The sequence below is a fragment of the Elusimicrobiales bacterium genome (genome assembly GCA_041651175.1).
In the GTDB taxonomy this organism is placed as follows: Bacteria; Elusimicrobiota; Elusimicrobia; order Elusimicrobiales; family Elusimicrobiaceae; genus JAQTYB01.
This window is the reverse complement of the sequence record JBAZJT010000001.1, coordinates 304,280-320,919: the sequence shown is the minus strand read 5'-3', so window position 1 is coordinate 320,919 and position 16,640 is coordinate 304,280. Positions and strand designations below refer to the sequence as shown.

Here is a 16,640-nt window from a genome sequence, read left to right as displayed (position 1 = left end):
AGCACTTTTAGAGAAGCCGCCGGTTTCGCGCCAGGCATAATGCAGTTGGCGGCGGGAACATGGACGGCGGAGAGCGTGGCATTCCCGTGCAGAATTTCGGGTTCATGTTTCGCTTAATAAATTATAAAATGTGATATGCAGCCGCCGGCTCGCAGGCGGCTTTTATTTTTTTATGGAAACCTCGGTATACGACTCCATGCTGTCCGGGCTCAATGCCCGCCAGCGAGAGGCCGTCGTCCACGCCGGCGGGCCGCTGCTTATAGTGGCCGGCGCGGGGACGGGCAAAACCCGCACCCTCACCTGCCGCATAGCGCGGCTGATAGCGGGCGGGGTTTCGCCGTCGCGCATACTGGCGGTTACATTCACCAACAAGGCCGCCGCGGAAATGCGCCAGCGCGTGGACGCGCTGGTTCCCGGACGCGGCTGGCAGGTGTGGACGCACACATTCCACTCTTTCGGCGCGCGGCTGCTGCGCCGCCACGCCGCCGTGCTGGGGCTCAAGCCCGATTTTGTCATCTACGACGATAACGACCAGCGCAAAATCATACAGTCCGCGCTGTCCGCGCTGGGCCGCGAGGACGAAAAAAACAAGTACGGCCTCTATCTCAACATCATCTCCCGCGCCAAGGACGATTTGATGGACGCGCAGTCCTATTCCATACACGCGCAGACCTCGCCCGCGCCCGGCAGGCAGGTGGCGGCGGATGTGTATCTGCGCTATCAGGCCGCGCTTAACGCCGCGGGCGCGCTGGATTTCGGCGACCTGCTGATGAAACCCGCCGAGCTGCTGAAAACGCGCGACGATGTGCGCGAATACTACCAGGAGCATTTCCTGCATGTTCTGGTGGACGAGTATCAGGACACCAACCGCGCCCAGTACATGCTGGCCAAGCTGCTTTCCGCCAAGCACCGCAACATCTGCGCCGTGGGCGACCCGGACCAGTCCATATACTCCTGGCGCGGCGCCGACATACGCAACATACTGGAGTTTGAGCGAGATTTTCCGGACGCCAAAACCGTCGCGCTGGAGCTTAATTACCGCTCCACCGCTAAAATACTGGCGGCGGCGGACACCCTGATAAAATACAATCTCCGCCGCAAGGAAAAAAATCTCTACACCGAAAACCCGCAGGGCGAGGATGTGCGCGTGCAGGAGCTGCCCTCCGAATCCGACGAGGCGCGCTGGGTCGCCTCGCAGATAGGCCGGCTGGTGGAAGAAGACGGCGCCTCGCTTTCCGAAACAGCCGTGTTCTACCGCACCAACGCGCAGAGCCGCTCTTTTGAAGAGGCGTTCCGCCGCGCGCAAATCCCCTACCGTCTTGTGGGCGCGACAAAATTCTACGACCGCGCCGAAATAAAGGACGCGGTGGCCTATGCGCGGCTGGCCGTCAGCCCGCGCGACCCGGTCAGCCTGGCGCGGGTGCTTAATGTCCCCGCGCGCGGCATAAGCAAGCAATCCCAGGAGCGGCTTGAGAAATACGCCGCCGAAAAGGGCGTCGCGCTCTGCGAGGCGATGGAGGCTGCGGCTTTCATAGAGGGGATAACCCCCGCCGCGCGCCGCGCAATGGGAGAGTTTTCAAATCTGCTGGACTCGCTGCACAGGGAGGCGCAGACTTCCCCGCCGGCGCATATGCTGCAGCGGGCGCTGCTGCTTAGCGGTTACTGGAAATCGCTGGAAGCGGCGGTGGAAAAGAATCCCCATGACGATGAGGCCAAGGGCCGGCTGGCCAATCTGCAGGAACTGCTAAACGGCGCGCGCGAGTACGAGGAGCGCTGCGCCCGCGCCCAGGCGGAGGCCTCGCTTTCCGGCTGGCTGGAGGAGGTGGCGCTCATAAGCCCCTCGGACGAAGCCTCCGGCAGCGGGGTTACGCTTATGACCGTCCATCTGGCCAAGGGGCTGGAGTTTCCTTTTGTTTTTGTAACCGGGCTGGAGGAGGGGCTGTTTCCCATAGGCTCCGGCGACGCCGGCGAGGACGAACTGGAGGAGGAGCGCCGCCTCTGCTATGTGGCCATGACGCGCGCGCGCAAAAGGCTGTTCGCCACGCACGCGGCGACGCGGCGGCTTTTCGGCAAGGTGTATGCCAACCTGCCGTCCCGGTTTTTGTTTGAAAGCAAGCTGATGGCGCAGACCGAGGTGTTTCGGCCCGGCGCCGACAATGTGGAGTTTGCGCCGCCGCCCGCGCCGAAAATAGTGCCGGCGGCCAGGGCGCTGGGCGGCCAGCGGGTGCGCCACGCGGTGTACGGGACGGGGAAAATAATCGCGCAGTCCGGCTCCGGCGAGGGCGTCAAGATAACCGTGGTTTTTGACCAGGGCGGACGGCAGACATTCATGCTGCGCTATGCCCCGCTGGAAATACTCTGACAAAAAAAGCACAATGGAACGCGGGGCCGGCGGCGCGCCGGAGCCGGTGAGGGGATGACAAATTTATGCGGGCTGTAACCGGTATTCGCTCTTTTCTGCGGGCGCTGCGCAAAAGCTGGCGGCGGCCCGTCAGCCTTATGGTGGTGCCATACGGCCCGCTGCCGGCGTGGCGGCTGCGGTTTTCGGTGCCGTTCCTGCTGTTTATGGCGGCGTTGTGGACCGGCATTACGTTGTGGGCCGGGTATGTGGCGGGCAGGAATCTGGATTATTACGTAACCAAGGCCGACAACCGCGTGCTTTCCGCCAGAGTCGCCTATGTCTCCGGGGAGATGGAGCGCGGCAGGAAATACATAGAGCTGACCCGCAAAACCGACGAGCAGATGCGCCACATGCTGGGCATGGGCAGCAGGAACGCCATCATACGCGACGATGGCGATAACGGCGGCGAGGGCGGCGCCCCCTCCTCCGACGCGAACAGCCTGCGCCGCGCGCTGGAGAAAAAAGCCGCCTGGATAAGCGACAGCGTTTTCCGCAACGGCATGCGCCAGGTTACCGAACAGTCCCAGCGCGCGCTGGCCGGGTTTCAGGAGATAGCGTGGTATATAACCAACCAGCGCTCCATGTACAGGGCCACCCCTGCCATATGGCCCGCGCCCGGCGCGGTAACGTCGCCGTTCGGCTACCGGATGTCGCCTTTTGAATCCGATTACGGCGAGTTTCATCCAGGAGTTGACATAAGCAACAGGCCCGACACGCCCATACGCGCCACGGCGGACGGCGTGGTGCGCCACGCCGGCTGGGCGGCGGGCTACGGGCAGGCCGTGCTGCTGGACCACGGCTTTGCCTATTCCACGCTTTACGGCCATGCGGCCAAGCTGGAGGTTAAGGAAGGCCAGCAGGTGAAAAGGGGCCAGATTATAGCGCGCATGGGGACCACGGGCCGTTCTACCGGAAGCCATGTCCATTACGAGGTCTGGCAGAGCGGCAAGCCGGTAAATCCGGTAAAATATATGACGGCAGTCGCGGACAAGCCCGCGCGGGAGGATTGATGGCGTTTCTGAAAAAAAGCCAGGACAGGATGTTCGAGCTTGGCAACATGGTTTCGGTGGTGGGGCCGGAGGCGTATTTCCAGGGCACGATAAACGCCAAAGGCTCGCTGCGCATAGACGGCAGGATGGAAGGCTCCATAACCGAGGCGCACGCCGTGGTGATTGGCGAGACGGGCAAGGTGGTGGGCGACATCGCCGCGGAATCCGCCGTCGTGGGCGGCGAGGTCAAGGGCAATATCTCGGCGGCGCGCTCGGCGGAGTTGCTGGCCACCTCCAGGGTTTCCGGCGACATACGGACCGGCAGGATTGTCATAGAGGAAGGCGCGTTTTTCGAGGGGCACTGCTCCATGATGAAAGAAGAGGAGGCCGCCGCCGAGCCGGAGCGCGCCTCCGGGGATGAGAGGCCATGATTACATTTTTTTACAAGCACAAGCGCATCATTTATATCGCCGTCATAGCCACATTCATGGCCGGCATATTCGTGGGGCTGGGGTCGTACCTGGGTTCCGGCTCGGCCACTATGGACCTGGCGGCCCGGGTGGGCGGCCTGAAAATCACCAATCAGGAATTCTACCGGCAGTACAACAGGCGCATGGAAATGCTGACCAGCAAAGGGCTGACGGAAATTCCCGATAACCTGCGCAAAACCATACAGAAACAGGTGCTGGAGGAGCTGGTGGTGGAAAAAATCCTCGGCGCGGGCGCCAGGGAATACGACATGAGCACCGGCGATTTCGAGGTTGCCGCCATAGTCCAGAACCTGCCCATGTTCCAGCGCGAAGGCAAGTTCAACCCGGAGCTTTACGCCCGCGGCGTGGCCTATGCCTACAAAATGCAGCCCGTCCAGTTTGAAAACGAACTGCGCGCCGAGCGCGACGCCTCCAAATTCCGCAGCCTCATCATCGCCGCGGCTAAAGTAACTCCGCAGGAACTGGACGCCGCCTACGCCGCGTCGGGCCGCAAGCCCGGCAAGGACCCCAAAAAAGACAAAGCGGAATTCGCTCAGGAAATTGTGCGCGCCAAGGCGGGCGGGATGATAAACACCTATCTGAACAGCTATATCGCCACCGGCAAGTTCGAGGAATTCCTGTCAAAACGCGAGCAGGGAATCTGATGAAAAATGAAATTCTGGTAGTGGGTTCGGTCGCGCTGGACGGCATTGAGTCTCCGGCGGGGAAAGCGGTTAACGCGCTGGGCGGTTCGGCGGTGTATTTTTCGCTCAGTGCGGCGCATTTCGCGCCGGTGCGGCTGTGCGGCGCGGCGGGCGCGGACTTCCCGGAAAAATACCACAGGCTTATTGAAGGCGCGGGTGTCAACACCGAGGGGCTTGAAACGCTGCCCGGCAAAACCTTCCGCTGGGAAGGCAGCTACAGCCCGGACTTCCGCACCGCCACCTCCAGAAAAACGGAACTAAACGTGTTTGAGCATTTCCGCCCCGCGCTTTCCGCGCCGGAGCGGGCCTGCCCGGCGCTGTTTCTGGCCAACATAGACCCGCGGCTTCAGCTGCATGTGCTTTCAAAAATGAAGCGCCCGCGCATTGTGGCCTGCGATTCCATGAACATGTGGATACAGCGCAGCCGCGCCGCGCTGCTAAAGCTGCTGCGCAAGGTTGACATTTTCTTTGTAAACGAGGACGAGGCCCGCCAGCTCACCGGCGAGCATAACCATGTCCGGGCCGGGCGCGCCGCGCTGGCGCTGGGGCCGAAGGCCGTGGTGGTCAAAAAAGGCGACTACGGCGCGGCGGTTTTTTCCGGGGACAAGATGTGCTCGCTGTGCGCCTATCCCGTGGCTGCGGTGGCAGACACCACCGGCGCGGGCGACACCTTTGCCGGCGGGTTCATGGGATACATCGCGGGCTCCCGCGCGCCGCGCGCTTTCGGCGAGCTCAAGGCCGCGCTGGCCTTCGGGACGGTGATGGGCTCTTTCGCGGTGGAATCCTTCGGCGCGCAGGGGCTGGCCGCCGTTACCCGCAAACAGATAGCGCGGCGGCTTAAGGAATACAAAGCCATCGCCTCGCTCTGATGATACGGCTACGCAATCTCGTCAAAAAATTCGGGGACCTCTCCGCCGTCAACGGCGTCAGCATAGACGTGCAGCCGGGCGAAATATTCGGATTCCTGGGGCCCAACGGCGCGGGCAAGACCACCACGGTCAAGATAATGTCCGGGCTGATGCGCCCGACGTCCGGCTCTGTCTCGCTGTTCGGGGCGGATATTGTTGAAAATCCGGTTCAGGCCAAGCGGCTGCTTGCGCTTATCCCGGACGAGCCTTTCGTCTACCCCAAACTCACCGGCGCGGAGTTCATGCGCTTCATAGGCGACCTTTACGAAGTGCCGGAGGAAAAGCAGCAAAAACGGATACCGGAGCTGCTGGAGATGTTCGAACTGCTGGGCTGGCAGGGGGAACTGCTTGAATCCTATTCGCACGGGATGCGCCAGAAGCTGGTCATAGCCGGCGCGCTGCTGCGCGAGCCTAAAGCCGTCCTGCTGGACGAGCCTATGGTCGGGCTGGACCCCAAATCCGCCCGGATGGTGCGGGGGATACTGTTGGACCTGGCCAAATCCGGCGTGGCTATTTTCATGTGCACCCATATCCTGGAAATAGCCGAAAAGCTTTGCGGGCGCATAGGCATAATGCACGGCGGCAGGCTGCTGGAAACCGGCACCCTGGACGAACTGCGCGCGAAAGCCGGCCAGTCCGCCGCCACAGGCAACTACTCGCTGGAAGACGTGTTCATGGAACTTACTTCGGAAAAAAACATACAGCAGCAGACTTGAATATTATACCCTAAGGGGTATAATAACTATTGTAGAAGCCTCAAATCATGTTATGACAAGCGTCAAATTTTGGCAATTTGGCGTTATTATACCCCATCGGGCATACTATGAAAAAAGTGCGGGAATTTGTCAAAAAACGCCGGAAAGAACTTAAGCTCACTCAGCCGGAACTGGCGCGCAGGGCCGGGGTGGGGCTGCGTTTTGTCCGCGGACTTGAACAGGGCAAGGAAACGGTTCGCGCGGACGCCGTAAATAAAGTGCTTAGGCTTTTCGGCAAAATCCTCGGCCCGGTTGACATGTGATGAAAACGGCTGCTGTTTATTATTCCGGGACGAAAGCCGGAACTTTGACGGAAACCGGTTCAGGCTATGTTTTTGAATATGCGTCGGAATATCTGGCTTTCCCGCAGGCGCGCCCGGTGAGCCTGTCTCTGCCGTTGCGCGCCGACTTTGACCGGTTTGCGGAGGGTCTTGGCATTGACCGGAAAGCCGCCGCCAACGCGGTTGAGGACGTGCTCGGGCTTGCGGCGCGGGCGGCGCAGTATCTGGAAGCCTCCTCTCTGGGGCCGAAGCACAGGCAATTGCTGTCCGCTGTGATTGCGGAACGTTCCGGCAGGCTGTTATGATAAAACTTCTCCTCCGCCGCCGGGCGCAGAGCGCGTTCAACCGGCTGGTGAGCATGAGCCTCTGGGATATAAGCGTGCGCGCCGGGTTTTCGCTGGCGGGGCTGCTGATACTGGCGCTGATGTATTACTGGTTTGGCCGCGCGCTGGGGTATCTTTACGGCGTCTCCATCATCGGGCCGCTGCTGCCCTGGAAAATGACGGCGATGCTGTTTTTGGCGATGTTTACGATGGTGGGGATTTCCGGCCTCATCTCCGCGATGACCACGCTCTATTATTCGGACGATTTGAAATTCCTTTTCTCCTCCCCCATCCCGGCGCGGCTGGTGTTTTTTGACAAAGCTGTGGAGACGGCGGTGTACTCCTCCTGGACTTTGGTGGCGGTGATGCTGCCTTTCGTGCTGGCGCTGGGCCGGGCGGAACACGCCTCCGTGTTCTTTTACCTCTATTTTGCCGTTCTGCTGATTCCGTTTGTGCTGCTGGGCGCGGCGGGCGGCATGGCGCTTAGCATGGCGCTGATGTGGTTTTTTCCCACCGGCAGGACGCGCGACACCGTCTGGCTGCTGGGCAGCCTGGCGATGGTGCTGGCCTACATGATGCTGCGTTTCTCCCAGCCGGAGCTGCTGTTGAACCCCGGCGCCATGGAGGTGGTGTCCAGATACCTGCAATACCTCCAGGCGCCGACCGCGCCGTATCTGCCTTCGTGGTGGCTGGTGGGGGGGATGCAGGCTTTTTTATTCGGCAAATACGCGGTTTTCGCCAAATACGTTGCGGCGCTGTTCGGCTCCGTTCTGGTTGTTTACGGGGCGCTGGCATATCTGTCAAAATGGACATATCTGGCCGGCTTCAACGGCGCGCAGGAAGGAATGCGCCAGAACAAGCCGCATTTTTCCGAGCCGGTGGAGCGCAAACTCTTCCGCGCCGGCCTGCTGGAGCGGGTGCAGGCCACGCTTTTATGGAAGGACAGGCGCGTTTTCATGCGCGACATGCGCTATTGGTCGCAGGCCGCGCTTATAGCGGCGATAATGGCGGTGTACCTGTTCAGCATAAGGAAGCTGCCGCTGGAGTCGGCGGACCTCAAAAGCCTCATCGCTTTTTTCAACATAGCGATAGCCGGGTTTGTGGTGGCGGCGATTGGGCTGCGTTTCACCTTCCCCGCCGTAAGCCTGGAGGGGCGCAGCTTCTGGCTGCTGCGCGCCGCGCCGGTGCCGCTTGCCTCGGTCATGCGTGAAAAGCTGGTTCTGTGGGCGCTGCCGTCGGCGCTTGTGGGGATAACGCTGGTGGCGGTTTCCAATATCCTGCTGAAGGCGGATTTTTTCGTGTCAGCGCTGGGGCTGGGCACGATAGCGGCGGCGTCCGCGGTGTGCTGCGTGATGGGCGTCGGCCTGGGCGCGGTGTTCCCGCGCTTTGACGTGGAAAACATACACCAGGTGGAAAGCTCCGCCGGAGGGTTCGTCTATATGGCCTGCTGCGTGGGGTATCTGGCCGCGGTTATTTCGCTGGAGGCGTATCCGGTCAGAATGCACTTCTACAACAAATTTTATTCCGCGCCATGGGACATGCGCTGGCTGTCGCTGTGCATCGCGGGATACGTGCTGGTCAATATCCTGGCGGTCGCAATCCCCTGGAAAATGGGCAGGAAGAACCTGGAGAATTATGAAATATGAAATTTTTGCCGCGCTGCTGCTGGCGGCGCCGGCTTTCGCGGGCGATAATATCTCTTACGGCAAGTTCATAACCTCCGGCCCGAAGAGCCGGCCCTATGTGGCGCTTACCTTTGACGACGGTCCCGGCGACGCCACCGAAGACGTGCTAAAACTGCTGGACGCATACGGCGCGAAGGCCACTTTCTTTGTCCTCGGCGGCCAGGCCGCCAGGAACCCGAAGCTGCTGGAGGAGGAGGCCAAGGCGGGACATCTCGTCGCCAACCACACTTATACGCACAGCAATTTCAACAAAGTGCCGGAGGAAAAGCGCGTCTCCAAGCTGGAAAGCGAGCTGGAGCGCACCTCCGATATTATTAAAAAACACACCGGCTACCACACCCGCTTCATGCGGATGCCGTACGGCATCACAAAGAAATGGGTGCTGCAAACCGCCCGCCGCAACAAGTACGTGGTGGTCAACTGGGATTACGGCTCCGACTGGGAAAGCCGCCCCAAGGAAGAGTTGCTCAAGAAATATCTGGCCAGCCTCACGCCCGGCGCGATACTGCTGCTGCACGACGGCGGCGACCACCGGCAGGCCACGGTGTACATAGTCCGCCGCGTTCTGGAGGAGGCGAAAAAACGCCGCCTCGTTCCCGTCAGGCTGGACACTTTGCTGGACTGTCCGGAAAACAACGCTGTAACGCGCGGCGAACCTTCGCGTCGTGAGGAAAGCGCGCCGGAGCCCGCCGCCCAGGCTGCATCCGCGCCGGCGGAAAAGCAGAAGCCGTCCGCTGAACCTGTTCCCGCGCCGCGCAAACCGGCTCCCGCGCCGGAGAAGGAAAAACCGGCGCATTCGCGCCGGCGGCATTCCGATAAATCCGCCCCCGCAGCCGAAGAAAAAACTCCGCGCAGCGACGCCAACTCCCCGGACAAGCCTGCCGCGCCCGCGCCGAAATCATCCGAGGCTGCGCCGGCGGCATTGCCGCCCCAGAACAACCCGCCCCCGCCGCGCCAGACGCCCCCCGCGCCGTTCGACGGCGCCTCCCGCAAGCCCGTGTAGCGGATTGCAAAATTCCCCCCGAGCGGAACGCGCCGCAGGATCCCGGCTGGGCCTTTTGACCCTGTCGCGCGAAATGCGTTTCCTGCGATAATTTCCTGCGGTTGGAAACAGGCACAGGCGCGGCGGTTTGTGTGATGAAAAAAAACATTTTTATGATTGCCGCTGCGGCGGTTTTGTCCGTGTCTTGCGCGGCGGCGGAGGAATCTGTTTTCGGCGCGTTGGCGGCGGGCGCGCGCTTCGCGGCGGACGCTGCGGCTCCGCCTCCGGTTCCGCTCTTCACGGACGCTGCTCCCGCCGTTGTTTTCGTTCCCGATTACTGGCCGCAGCCCGCGTCCGGCAAGCCCGCCGTGTTCAACTATTTTAACAAGGGCGGCTTGCCGGCGAACATGACATCTGTGTTTTCCCGCCAGCCGGACGGAACCGTCTGGCAGGACGATTATCTCAACGGAAAGTGGAAGGACCGCTGGCTGCTGCGCTACGACCCGCTGCGCGGCGTGGTGGAATTCGGGGATGATTACCCGTCCAGCGGGGCGGAGGCCGCCATTCTGGGCCCGGTCAAAAAAATGCGTTTCCGCTCCGGCGGCGAGATATTGTGGGGCGGGCATCAGCCGGTGGGCGGCAAACTGGAATGCGGGATTTACCTGGATGTGCTGGCCTCGCACATGCTGCCCGGCCAGGCTGTGGCGCAAAAAGGCCATCAGTCCGTCTGGTTCGCCAAAGTGCTGCCGTTTTTTGAGGATGTTCTGGGGCGCAGGCACGGCGAAACGCTTATGCTGTTTTACCAGCAGGACTGGAACGGCGGCGTCCCGATCGGCGCGCTTTACTGGATGGAAAAGGGAGTCGGGCCGGTGCAACTGCAGTGGGCCGGCAATTACCAGCTTGTGGGCGAGCCGATGGCCGCCGCCCCGCAATAGAGAACCTTTCCCCCCGTTTGTGAACCGTCCCTAAATGTTATAAAACATATACGTATCGGCCAGCCGCGCTGCGGCGGGGCGGTTTCGGCCTTTACGCATCGCCCGCGCAGGCCGGCGTTCTGCCGAAAAGACCCGGAAACGGGGGTTTCGGCAGGCTGCCGGAGCGGGGCTTAACAAATCGCATACTTGAGGAGGCACACATGACATCGCAAACCATCAGGCGCACCCCGCTTTATGATTCAATGCTTAAAGCCGGCGGCAGAATGGTGGATTTCCACGGCTGGGAACTGCCGGTGCAGTTTTCCGGCATTTTGCAGGAGCATCGCGCCGTCCGCAGCGACTGCGGCATTTTTGACGTTTCCCACATGGGCCAGGTTTTCATAACCGGCGCGGACGCGCATGCCCTGGTTCAGAAGCTCAACGCCAACGATATAAAGACTGTCCCCGGAAAAGGCGTCTATTCGCATGTGCTTAACGAGCATGGCGGGCTGGTTGATGATGTGATTCCCTTCTGCCTCTCAAACGAGCGTTTTCTTGTGGTGGTTAACTCCGCCACCACGGACAAGGATTTCGCGTGGTTCAAAAAACATTCCGCCGGGATGAACGCTTCGGTGGAAAACGCCAGCGACAGGTACGGGATGATAGCTTTGCAGGGCCCCAAAGCGCCGCAGCTTATGGCGGAACTGTGGCCGGACGCGGTGAAGCTGCCCCGCTTCTGGATAACGGAAACCAAAATACACGGCGAGGGCGGTTTCATCTGCCGCACCGGCTATACCGGAGAGGACGGCTGCGAAATAATCGCCCCGCCTTCCGCGATAGTCAAAGTGTGGGACGAACTGCTTTCCAGAGGCAAAAAATACGGCATTGCGCCGTGCGGCCTCGGCTCGCGCGACACTCTGCGGCTTGAGGCGGGGTATCTGCTCTACGGCTCGGATGTGGACGACGACCATACCACTCTTGAAGCCAATTACGGCTGGGTGTTAAAGCCCAATAAAGGCGAGTTCATCGGGAAAGAAGCCGTCCTGAAACAGAAAAAAGAAGGCATCCGCCGCAAGCTGACCGGCATTGTGCTGGAACAGGGCGGGGTGCCGCGCCCCGGCTGCGCCGTCTGGAGAGGCGGCGAGAAAATAGGCGAGCTGTGCAGCGCCACCTTCTCGCCCGTGCTGGGCAGAGGCATAGGGGTGGGCTACCTCGTCCCGCCGGATTTGAAGGAGGGGGAGCCGCTTTCCGTGGAAATCCACTCCCGCAAAATCCCGGCCAGAACGGCGAAAGTTCCGTTTTACGCAAATAAAGTTTAAGGAGACTGCCATGTATACCCCGGAAAAATGCAAATACACCAAGACCCACGAATGGGCCTGTATAGAAAACGGCGTCGCCGCCGTGGGAATAACCGACTACGCCCAGCATGAGATAAGCGACATCGTTTTTGTGGAGCTGCCCAAGCCCGGCGCGAATATCCGGCAGGGCGAGCGCTGCGCGGTCATAGAATCGGTCAAGGCCGCGTCGGACTTTTTCGCGCCGGTTTCCGGCGAGGTGGTAGAGGCCAACTCCGCGCTGGCGGCGGAGCCGGCGCTTGCCAACCAGTCCCCGCACGAAAAGGGCTGGTTCTGCAAAATAAAGCTCTCCGGCGACGGCGGGCAGGCCGCGCTTATGGATTACGCCGCCTATCAGCAATTCACGGCTTCGCTCAAACACTGACATGTACACCGTCCATACCGATAAAGACAGGCTGGAGATGATAAAGGCCTCCGGCTTTGGCTCGCTGGAGGAATTGCTGGCCCAGATTCCGCGCGAGCTGCGCTCCGCCAAATTCAACCTCTCCCCCGCGCTGACCGAGCCGCAGCTTGCCGCCCATATGTCGGCCCTGGCGGGCAAAAACGCCCGCCTGGCCAATTTCGCCGGAGGCGGGGCTTACGAGCATTACATCCCCGCGGCGGTGCGCGCGCTGGCCGGCCGGGCGGAGTTTGTAACCGCCTACACCCCCTATCAGGCCGAGGCCAGCCAGGGCACGCTTCAGTCCATATACGAGTATCAGAGCGCCGTCTGCGCGCTGTTTGAGATGGACGCCTCCAACGCCTCGCTCTACGACGGCGCCACCGCGCTGGCGGAGGCGGTCAAGGCCGCCATGCGCATTACCGGCAGGAAAAAGGCCGCGCTGCCGCGGTCGCTCAACCCGCATTACCTGAAAACGCTTAAAACCTATTTCGCCCCGCAGCCGGAAACCGTGTTCGCGGAAATTCCGTGCTCGGACGACGGGACCATGGACCCCGCCGGCCTGGCGGAAGCAGCCGACGGCGCGGCCTGCGTCGTGGCCTGCAACCCCAATTATTACGGCTGCCTGGAGGATATGGACGCGGCGCGCGCCGCGGCCTCCTCCGCGGGGGCGCTGCTTGTGGCTGTTGTAAATCCGCTCAGCCTCGGCGTTTTGCGCGCGCCCGGCTCCTGCGGCGCGGATATCGCCGTGGCGGAGGGGCAGCCGCTGGGCAATCCGCTTTCCTACGGCGGGCCCTACCTGGGCATGTTCGCGTGCAAAAAAGAGCATGTCCGCCACATCCCCGGCAGAATCTGCGGCATAACAAAGGATGCCGACGGGAAACGCGCCTTCACCCTCACGCTGGCCGCGCGGGAGCAGCATATCCGGCGCGAAAGGGCGGCCTCCAACATCTGCTCCAACGAGGCGTTGTGCGCGCTTAACGCCGCAATCTACTGCGCGCTGCTGGGGCCGGAAGGCCTGCGCGAAGTCGCCGAGCTGAATCTGGAAAACGCGCACCGCGCCGCCGAAATGATAAGCGGGATTAAGGGGTTCCGGCTGAAATTCGCCGCGCCGTTTTTCAACGAGTTTGCCGTGGAATGTCCCCGCCCCGCCGCGCAACTGCGGGACGAGCTGCTCAAAGAAGGCATTCTGGCGGGCATACCGCTGCAAAAGCCTTATGAAAACTGCCTGCTGGTCTGCGTCACGGAAATGCGGACGCGCCAGGAAACCGCCGCGCTGGTGAGCGCGCTTAAAAAATATGCCAATAACTGAAATCGCCGCCCCTCCGGCGGAAAAGACCGCGCAGAGACAGTTGTCCATAGAAAAATCCTCGCCCGGCAGGCGCGGGTTCAGGTTCGCCGCGGCGGAAAAACCCGCCGCCTCGCATGTGCCGCATTCCCTGCTGCGCAGGAACGCGCCGAAACTGCCCGAACTCTCGGAGCTGGACACGGTGCGCCATTACACCAATCTGTCCCGGCTGAACTTTTCGCTGGACACGCATTTCTACCCGCTGGGCTCCTGCACGATGAAATACAACCCCAAAATCAACGAGGAGTTGTCCTCGCTTGCGGGGTTTGCGTCGCTTCATCCCGAAACGCCGGACGCCGCCGCGCAGGGCGCGCTGGAGGCTTTGCATGGCCTTGAAAAGCTGCTCTGCGAGATATGCGGGATGGCCGCGTTTTCGCTCAACGCCGCAGCGGGCGCGCACGGCGAATGGGCGGGCATACTAATCGCCCGCGCCTGGCATGTCAGAAACGGCGGCGCCGCGCGCCACAAAATAATAGTGCCGGATTCGTCGCACGGCACCAATCCGGCTTCCGCCGCGCTGGGCGGCTTTGAGGTGGTAACGGTTAAATCCGGCCCCGACGGGCGGGTTGACCTGCCGGAACTGGAAAAGCATCTGGGGCCGGATACCGCGCTCGTCATGCTGACCGTGCCCAACACCCTGGGGCTTTTTGAAACCGGGATACGGCAGATAACCGCCGCCGCGCACAAGGCCGGCGCGCTGGTCTACATGGACGGCGCGAATTTCAACGCGCTTATCGGCATGGCCAGGCCCGGGGATTTCGGGGTGGATATAATGCACCTCAACATGCACAAGACTTTCTCCACCCCGCACGGCGGCGGCGGGCCGGGGGCCGGCGTTGTGGGCGTTACAAAAGCGCTGGAGCCGTTTTTGCCCGTTCCCCGCGTGGTTGAGGAAAACGGCAGGTACCGTGCGCGGACGGATTATCCCGATTCAATCGGCGCGCTGCGCGCGTTCTCCGGCAATACGGCGGTGCTGCTGCGGGCTTACTGCTGGCTGCTGCAGCATTCCGCGCAAAGCCTGCGCGCCGTGGCCGAGGACGCGGTGATAAACGCCAATTACGTGCTGGCCAAACTCAAGGACATTTTCCCGCCGCAGTACGGCGGCCCCTGCATGCACGAATGCGTGCTGACCACCGACCCGGAAACCACCGGCGGCGTGCGCACGCTGGACATCGCCAAGCGGCTGCTGGATTACGGCTATCACGCGCCGACGGTGTATTTCCCGCTGATAGTCCACGAGGCCCTTATGATAGAGCCGACCGAGACTGAAAGCCGCCGGACGCTGGACGGTTTTATCGCCGCCATGCGCGCCATACACGCCGAGGCGCGCGCCAACCCGGAACTGGTAAAGGGCGCGCCGCACACAATGCCCGCGCGCAGGCCCGACGAGGTGGCCGCCGCCCGCCAGCCCGACATCTGCTGGCTCAAATGAAGGGGATATTGCTGGCGACGCCGCCGCTGGACGTCTACGAGCATATGGCCCTGGACGACGAGGCGGCCTCGCTGGAGCCGGCGGATGGTTTCACTCTGCGGGTTTACAACTGGAACGGCGGCGGCGCAACTTTCGGCTACGCGCAGTTCCACGAGGAGGCCGCCCGCGCCGTGCCGCCGGGCGCGCCGGCCACCCGCAGGCCCACCGGCGGCGGCGTGGTGCCGCATGATTTTGACATGACCTTCTCCTGCGTGTTCCCGCCCTCGGCGCAGAGGCCGCCGGAGATATACGCCCTGCTGCACGGCGCGTTTTACGCCGCGCTGGAGCGCGGCGGCGTGGAATGCTCGCTCTGCGGCGGCGAAGGCGGCGCGGCGGCTTACGCGCCTTCCGCGGCGGGGGAGGCGCAGGCGTGTTTTCGCAACCCCGTGCCGCGCGACATCGCGGGCAAAAACGGCGGCAAGATACTGGGCGGCGCGCTGCGCAAATACGCAGGGGCCACGCTTTATCAGGGCTCGCTGCAACTGCCGGGGGCGAGGGCGCGCTCGGCTGAAACCGGCGGGCTATTCATGGAGGAGCTTTCCCGCGCGCTTGGCATAAGCTGGACCCGCGCCGACGCGCCGCCCTCCCGGCTGGAAAGCGCGCGCCGGCTGGCCGCAGAGCGTTACCGCAGCCGCCAGTGGATAGAAAAATTCTGATAACAGGAGGCCGCGACATGATAGCATTCGTGCTGGTAAAGCTGACCGCGGGGCTGGAACAGAAGGCCATAGCCCAGATAAAGAGCATCCCCGGCGTGAAGGAAGTCTACTTCACCTTCGGCGGCTGGGACGCCATGGTGATAGCCGAAACGCCCACCATGGACAAGCTCAGCTCCCTTGTGGTGCGCGAGGTCCGCAGCGCGCACGGCGTGCAGGCCACGGACACGCTTATCACCACCAATTTTTGATGGGCAGGGCGGTCAAATTCGTCATAGCCGCCGCGCTGTTTCCCAGCGCGCTGCTGGCCTGCGCCGAAGCTGGCCGCGGGTTCTGGGGGATTTTCAGCAATATGACGGCCACCGGCTGGTTCTGCGGCGGGTTTGCGCTTTACGCCGCGCTGCATTTCGCGCTGGGCGGGGCGGGGGTGATATACGTTTTCGCGCATGAGCTTGCGCATGCCGCCGCGGCGGCGCTGTGCGGCTACAGGGTGAGCGGGTTTTCCGCCGGCTCCGGCGGCGGCGAGGTTAAGGTGGAAGGCTCCAGCGGCTTTGTCGCGCTTGCGCCGTACTGCGTTCCGGTTTATGCCGTGGTGTGCGCGCTGGCATACGGAGCGGCTTCGCTTAAATGGGATATGTCGCCGTATCGCGGCTGGTTCTGCGGCGCGCTGGGATTTTTTCTGAGTTTTCATCTTGTGAACACCATGGAAATCATCTGGAAGACAAAGCAAAGCGATTTGCGCCAGGCGGGGGGCGCGTTTTTCTCGCTTGCCGTCATAATCGCGGCCAACAGCCTGGTGCTGCTGCTGTCTTTCAAGCTGCTCTATCCCCGGCTGATAAGCCTGCGCGCCGCCGGGCGCGGCGTGGCCGGCGGGACGGCTGTTTTCTGGGACAGGGCGGGGGATTTGGCCGCGCGCGGCGCGGTATGGGCGTGGACGGCGGCCTGCGCGCCGCGTGTTTGACAGATTTGCCCCCGGATAAGCCCAAAGCCGGGGTTTTTGCCTAACCTGAAAATTTCAGTTG

Annotated in this window: 18 protein-coding genes; all 18 read left to right on the top strand. The window is 62.1% G+C overall.

What is annotated here, in order from left to right:
• Positions 1 to 172 precede the first annotated feature (172 nt).
• The 18 genes from WC421_01510 (at position 173) to WC421_01425 (ending at position 16,579) form a co-directional block, all read left to right on the top strand.
• Positions 173 to 2,362: a UvrD-helicase domain-containing protein gene (locus WC421_01510; GenBank protein MFA5160897.1), complete on the top strand. Its 2,190-nt coding sequence runs from the start codon at positions 173 to 175 to the stop codon at positions 2,360 to 2,362.
• A gap of 65 nt (positions 2,363 to 2,427) precedes the next feature.
• Positions 2,428 to 3,411 (top strand): M23 family metallopeptidase, encoded by a 984-nt coding sequence (locus WC421_01505; protein MFA5160896.1) that lies wholly within the window; start codon positions 2,428 to 2,430, stop codon positions 3,409 to 3,411.
• Entirely contained in the window at positions 3,411 to 3,821 is a 411-nt protein-coding gene (locus WC421_01500; GenBank protein ID MFA5160895.1) for a polymer-forming cytoskeletal protein, read from the top strand. Before WC421_01505 ends, WC421_01500 begins: the two co-directional genes overlap by 1 nt.
• The gene (locus tag WC421_01495) at positions 3,818 to 4,525 is read left to right on the top strand and encodes a SurA N-terminal domain-containing protein (GenBank protein MFA5160894.1); all 708 of its coding nucleotides are present in this window, start codon (positions 3,818 to 3,820) and stop codon (positions 4,523 to 4,525) included. The genes WC421_01500 and WC421_01495 overlap by 4 nt, the downstream gene beginning before the upstream one ends.
• Entirely contained in the window at positions 4,525 to 5,433 is a 909-nt protein-coding gene (locus tag WC421_01490) for a PfkB family carbohydrate kinase (GenBank protein ID MFA5160893.1), read from the top strand. The genes WC421_01495 and WC421_01490 overlap by 1 nt, the downstream gene beginning before the upstream one ends.
• The gene (locus WC421_01485; protein ID MFA5160892.1) at positions 5,433 to 6,188 is read left to right on the top strand and encodes an ABC transporter ATP-binding protein; all 756 of its coding nucleotides are present in this window, start codon (positions 5,433 to 5,435) and stop codon (positions 6,186 to 6,188) included. The genes WC421_01490 and WC421_01485 overlap by 1 nt, the downstream gene beginning before the upstream one ends.
• Positions 6,189 to 6,295: 107 nt before the next feature.
• A complete protein-coding gene (locus WC421_01480; protein MFA5160891.1) occupies positions 6,296 to 6,490 on the top strand; it encodes a helix-turn-helix domain-containing protein in 195 nt (64 codons plus the stop codon).
• A complete protein-coding gene (locus WC421_01475) occupies positions 6,490 to 6,813 on the top strand; it encodes a HipA N-terminal domain-containing protein (protein MFA5160890.1) in 324 nt (107 codons plus the stop codon). The genes WC421_01480 and WC421_01475 overlap by 1 nt, the downstream gene beginning before the upstream one ends.
• Positions 6,810 to 8,477 (top strand): hypothetical protein, encoded by a 1,668-nt coding sequence (locus tag WC421_01470; protein MFA5160889.1) that lies wholly within the window; start codon positions 6,810 to 6,812, stop codon positions 8,475 to 8,477. Before WC421_01475 ends, WC421_01470 begins: the two co-directional genes overlap by 4 nt.
• Positions 8,467 to 9,519, top strand: coding sequence for a polysaccharide deacetylase family protein (locus WC421_01465; GenBank protein ID MFA5160888.1), 1,053 nt, complete (start codon positions 8,467 to 8,469; stop codon positions 9,517 to 9,519). The genes WC421_01470 and WC421_01465 overlap by 11 nt, the downstream gene beginning before the upstream one ends.
• A 134-nt stretch (positions 9,520 to 9,653) precedes the next feature.
• A complete protein-coding gene (locus WC421_01460) occupies positions 9,654 to 10,433 on the top strand; it encodes a hypothetical protein (protein ID MFA5160887.1) in 780 nt (259 codons plus the stop codon).
• A 200-nt stretch (positions 10,434 to 10,633) separates the two neighbouring features.
• Positions 10,634 to 11,731 (top strand): glycine cleavage system aminomethyltransferase GcvT, encoded by a 1,098-nt coding sequence (gcvT, locus tag WC421_01455; GenBank protein ID MFA5160886.1) that lies wholly within the window; start codon positions 10,634 to 10,636, stop codon positions 11,729 to 11,731.
• 10 nt (positions 11,732 to 11,741) lie between these two features.
• Complete coding sequence (gcvH, locus tag WC421_01450; protein MFA5160885.1) at positions 11,742 to 12,131, top strand: glycine cleavage system protein GcvH; 390 nt, start codon at positions 11,742 to 11,744, stop codon at positions 12,129 to 12,131.
• Between the two features lies 1 nt (position 12,132).
• On the top strand, positions 12,133 to 13,458 hold the full coding sequence (gcvPA, locus tag WC421_01445; GenBank protein ID MFA5160884.1) for an aminomethyl-transferring glycine dehydrogenase subunit GcvPA: 1,326 nt from the start codon (positions 12,133 to 12,135) through the stop codon (positions 13,456 to 13,458).
• Positions 13,445 to 14,926 carry an aminomethyl-transferring glycine dehydrogenase subunit GcvPB gene (gene gcvPB / locus WC421_01440; GenBank protein ID MFA5160883.1) on the top strand — a complete coding sequence of 494 codons (1,482 nt, stop codon included), beginning with the start codon at positions 13,445 to 13,447 and terminating at the stop codon, positions 14,924 to 14,926. Before gcvPA ends, gcvPB begins: the two co-directional genes overlap by 14 nt.
• A complete protein-coding gene (locus WC421_01435; protein ID MFA5160882.1) occupies positions 14,923 to 15,621 on the top strand; it encodes a hypothetical protein in 699 nt (232 codons plus the stop codon). Before gcvPB ends, WC421_01435 begins: the two co-directional genes overlap by 4 nt.
• Before the next feature lie 17 nt (positions 15,622 to 15,638).
• Complete coding sequence (locus WC421_01430; protein MFA5160881.1) at positions 15,639 to 15,869, top strand: Lrp/AsnC ligand binding domain-containing protein; 231 nt, start codon at positions 15,639 to 15,641, stop codon at positions 15,867 to 15,869.
• Positions 15,869 to 16,579, top strand: coding sequence for a hypothetical protein (locus tag WC421_01425; protein MFA5160880.1), 711 nt, complete (start codon positions 15,869 to 15,871; stop codon positions 16,577 to 16,579). Before WC421_01430 ends, WC421_01425 begins: the two co-directional genes overlap by 1 nt.
• Positions 16,580 to 16,640 lie beyond the last annotated feature (61 nt).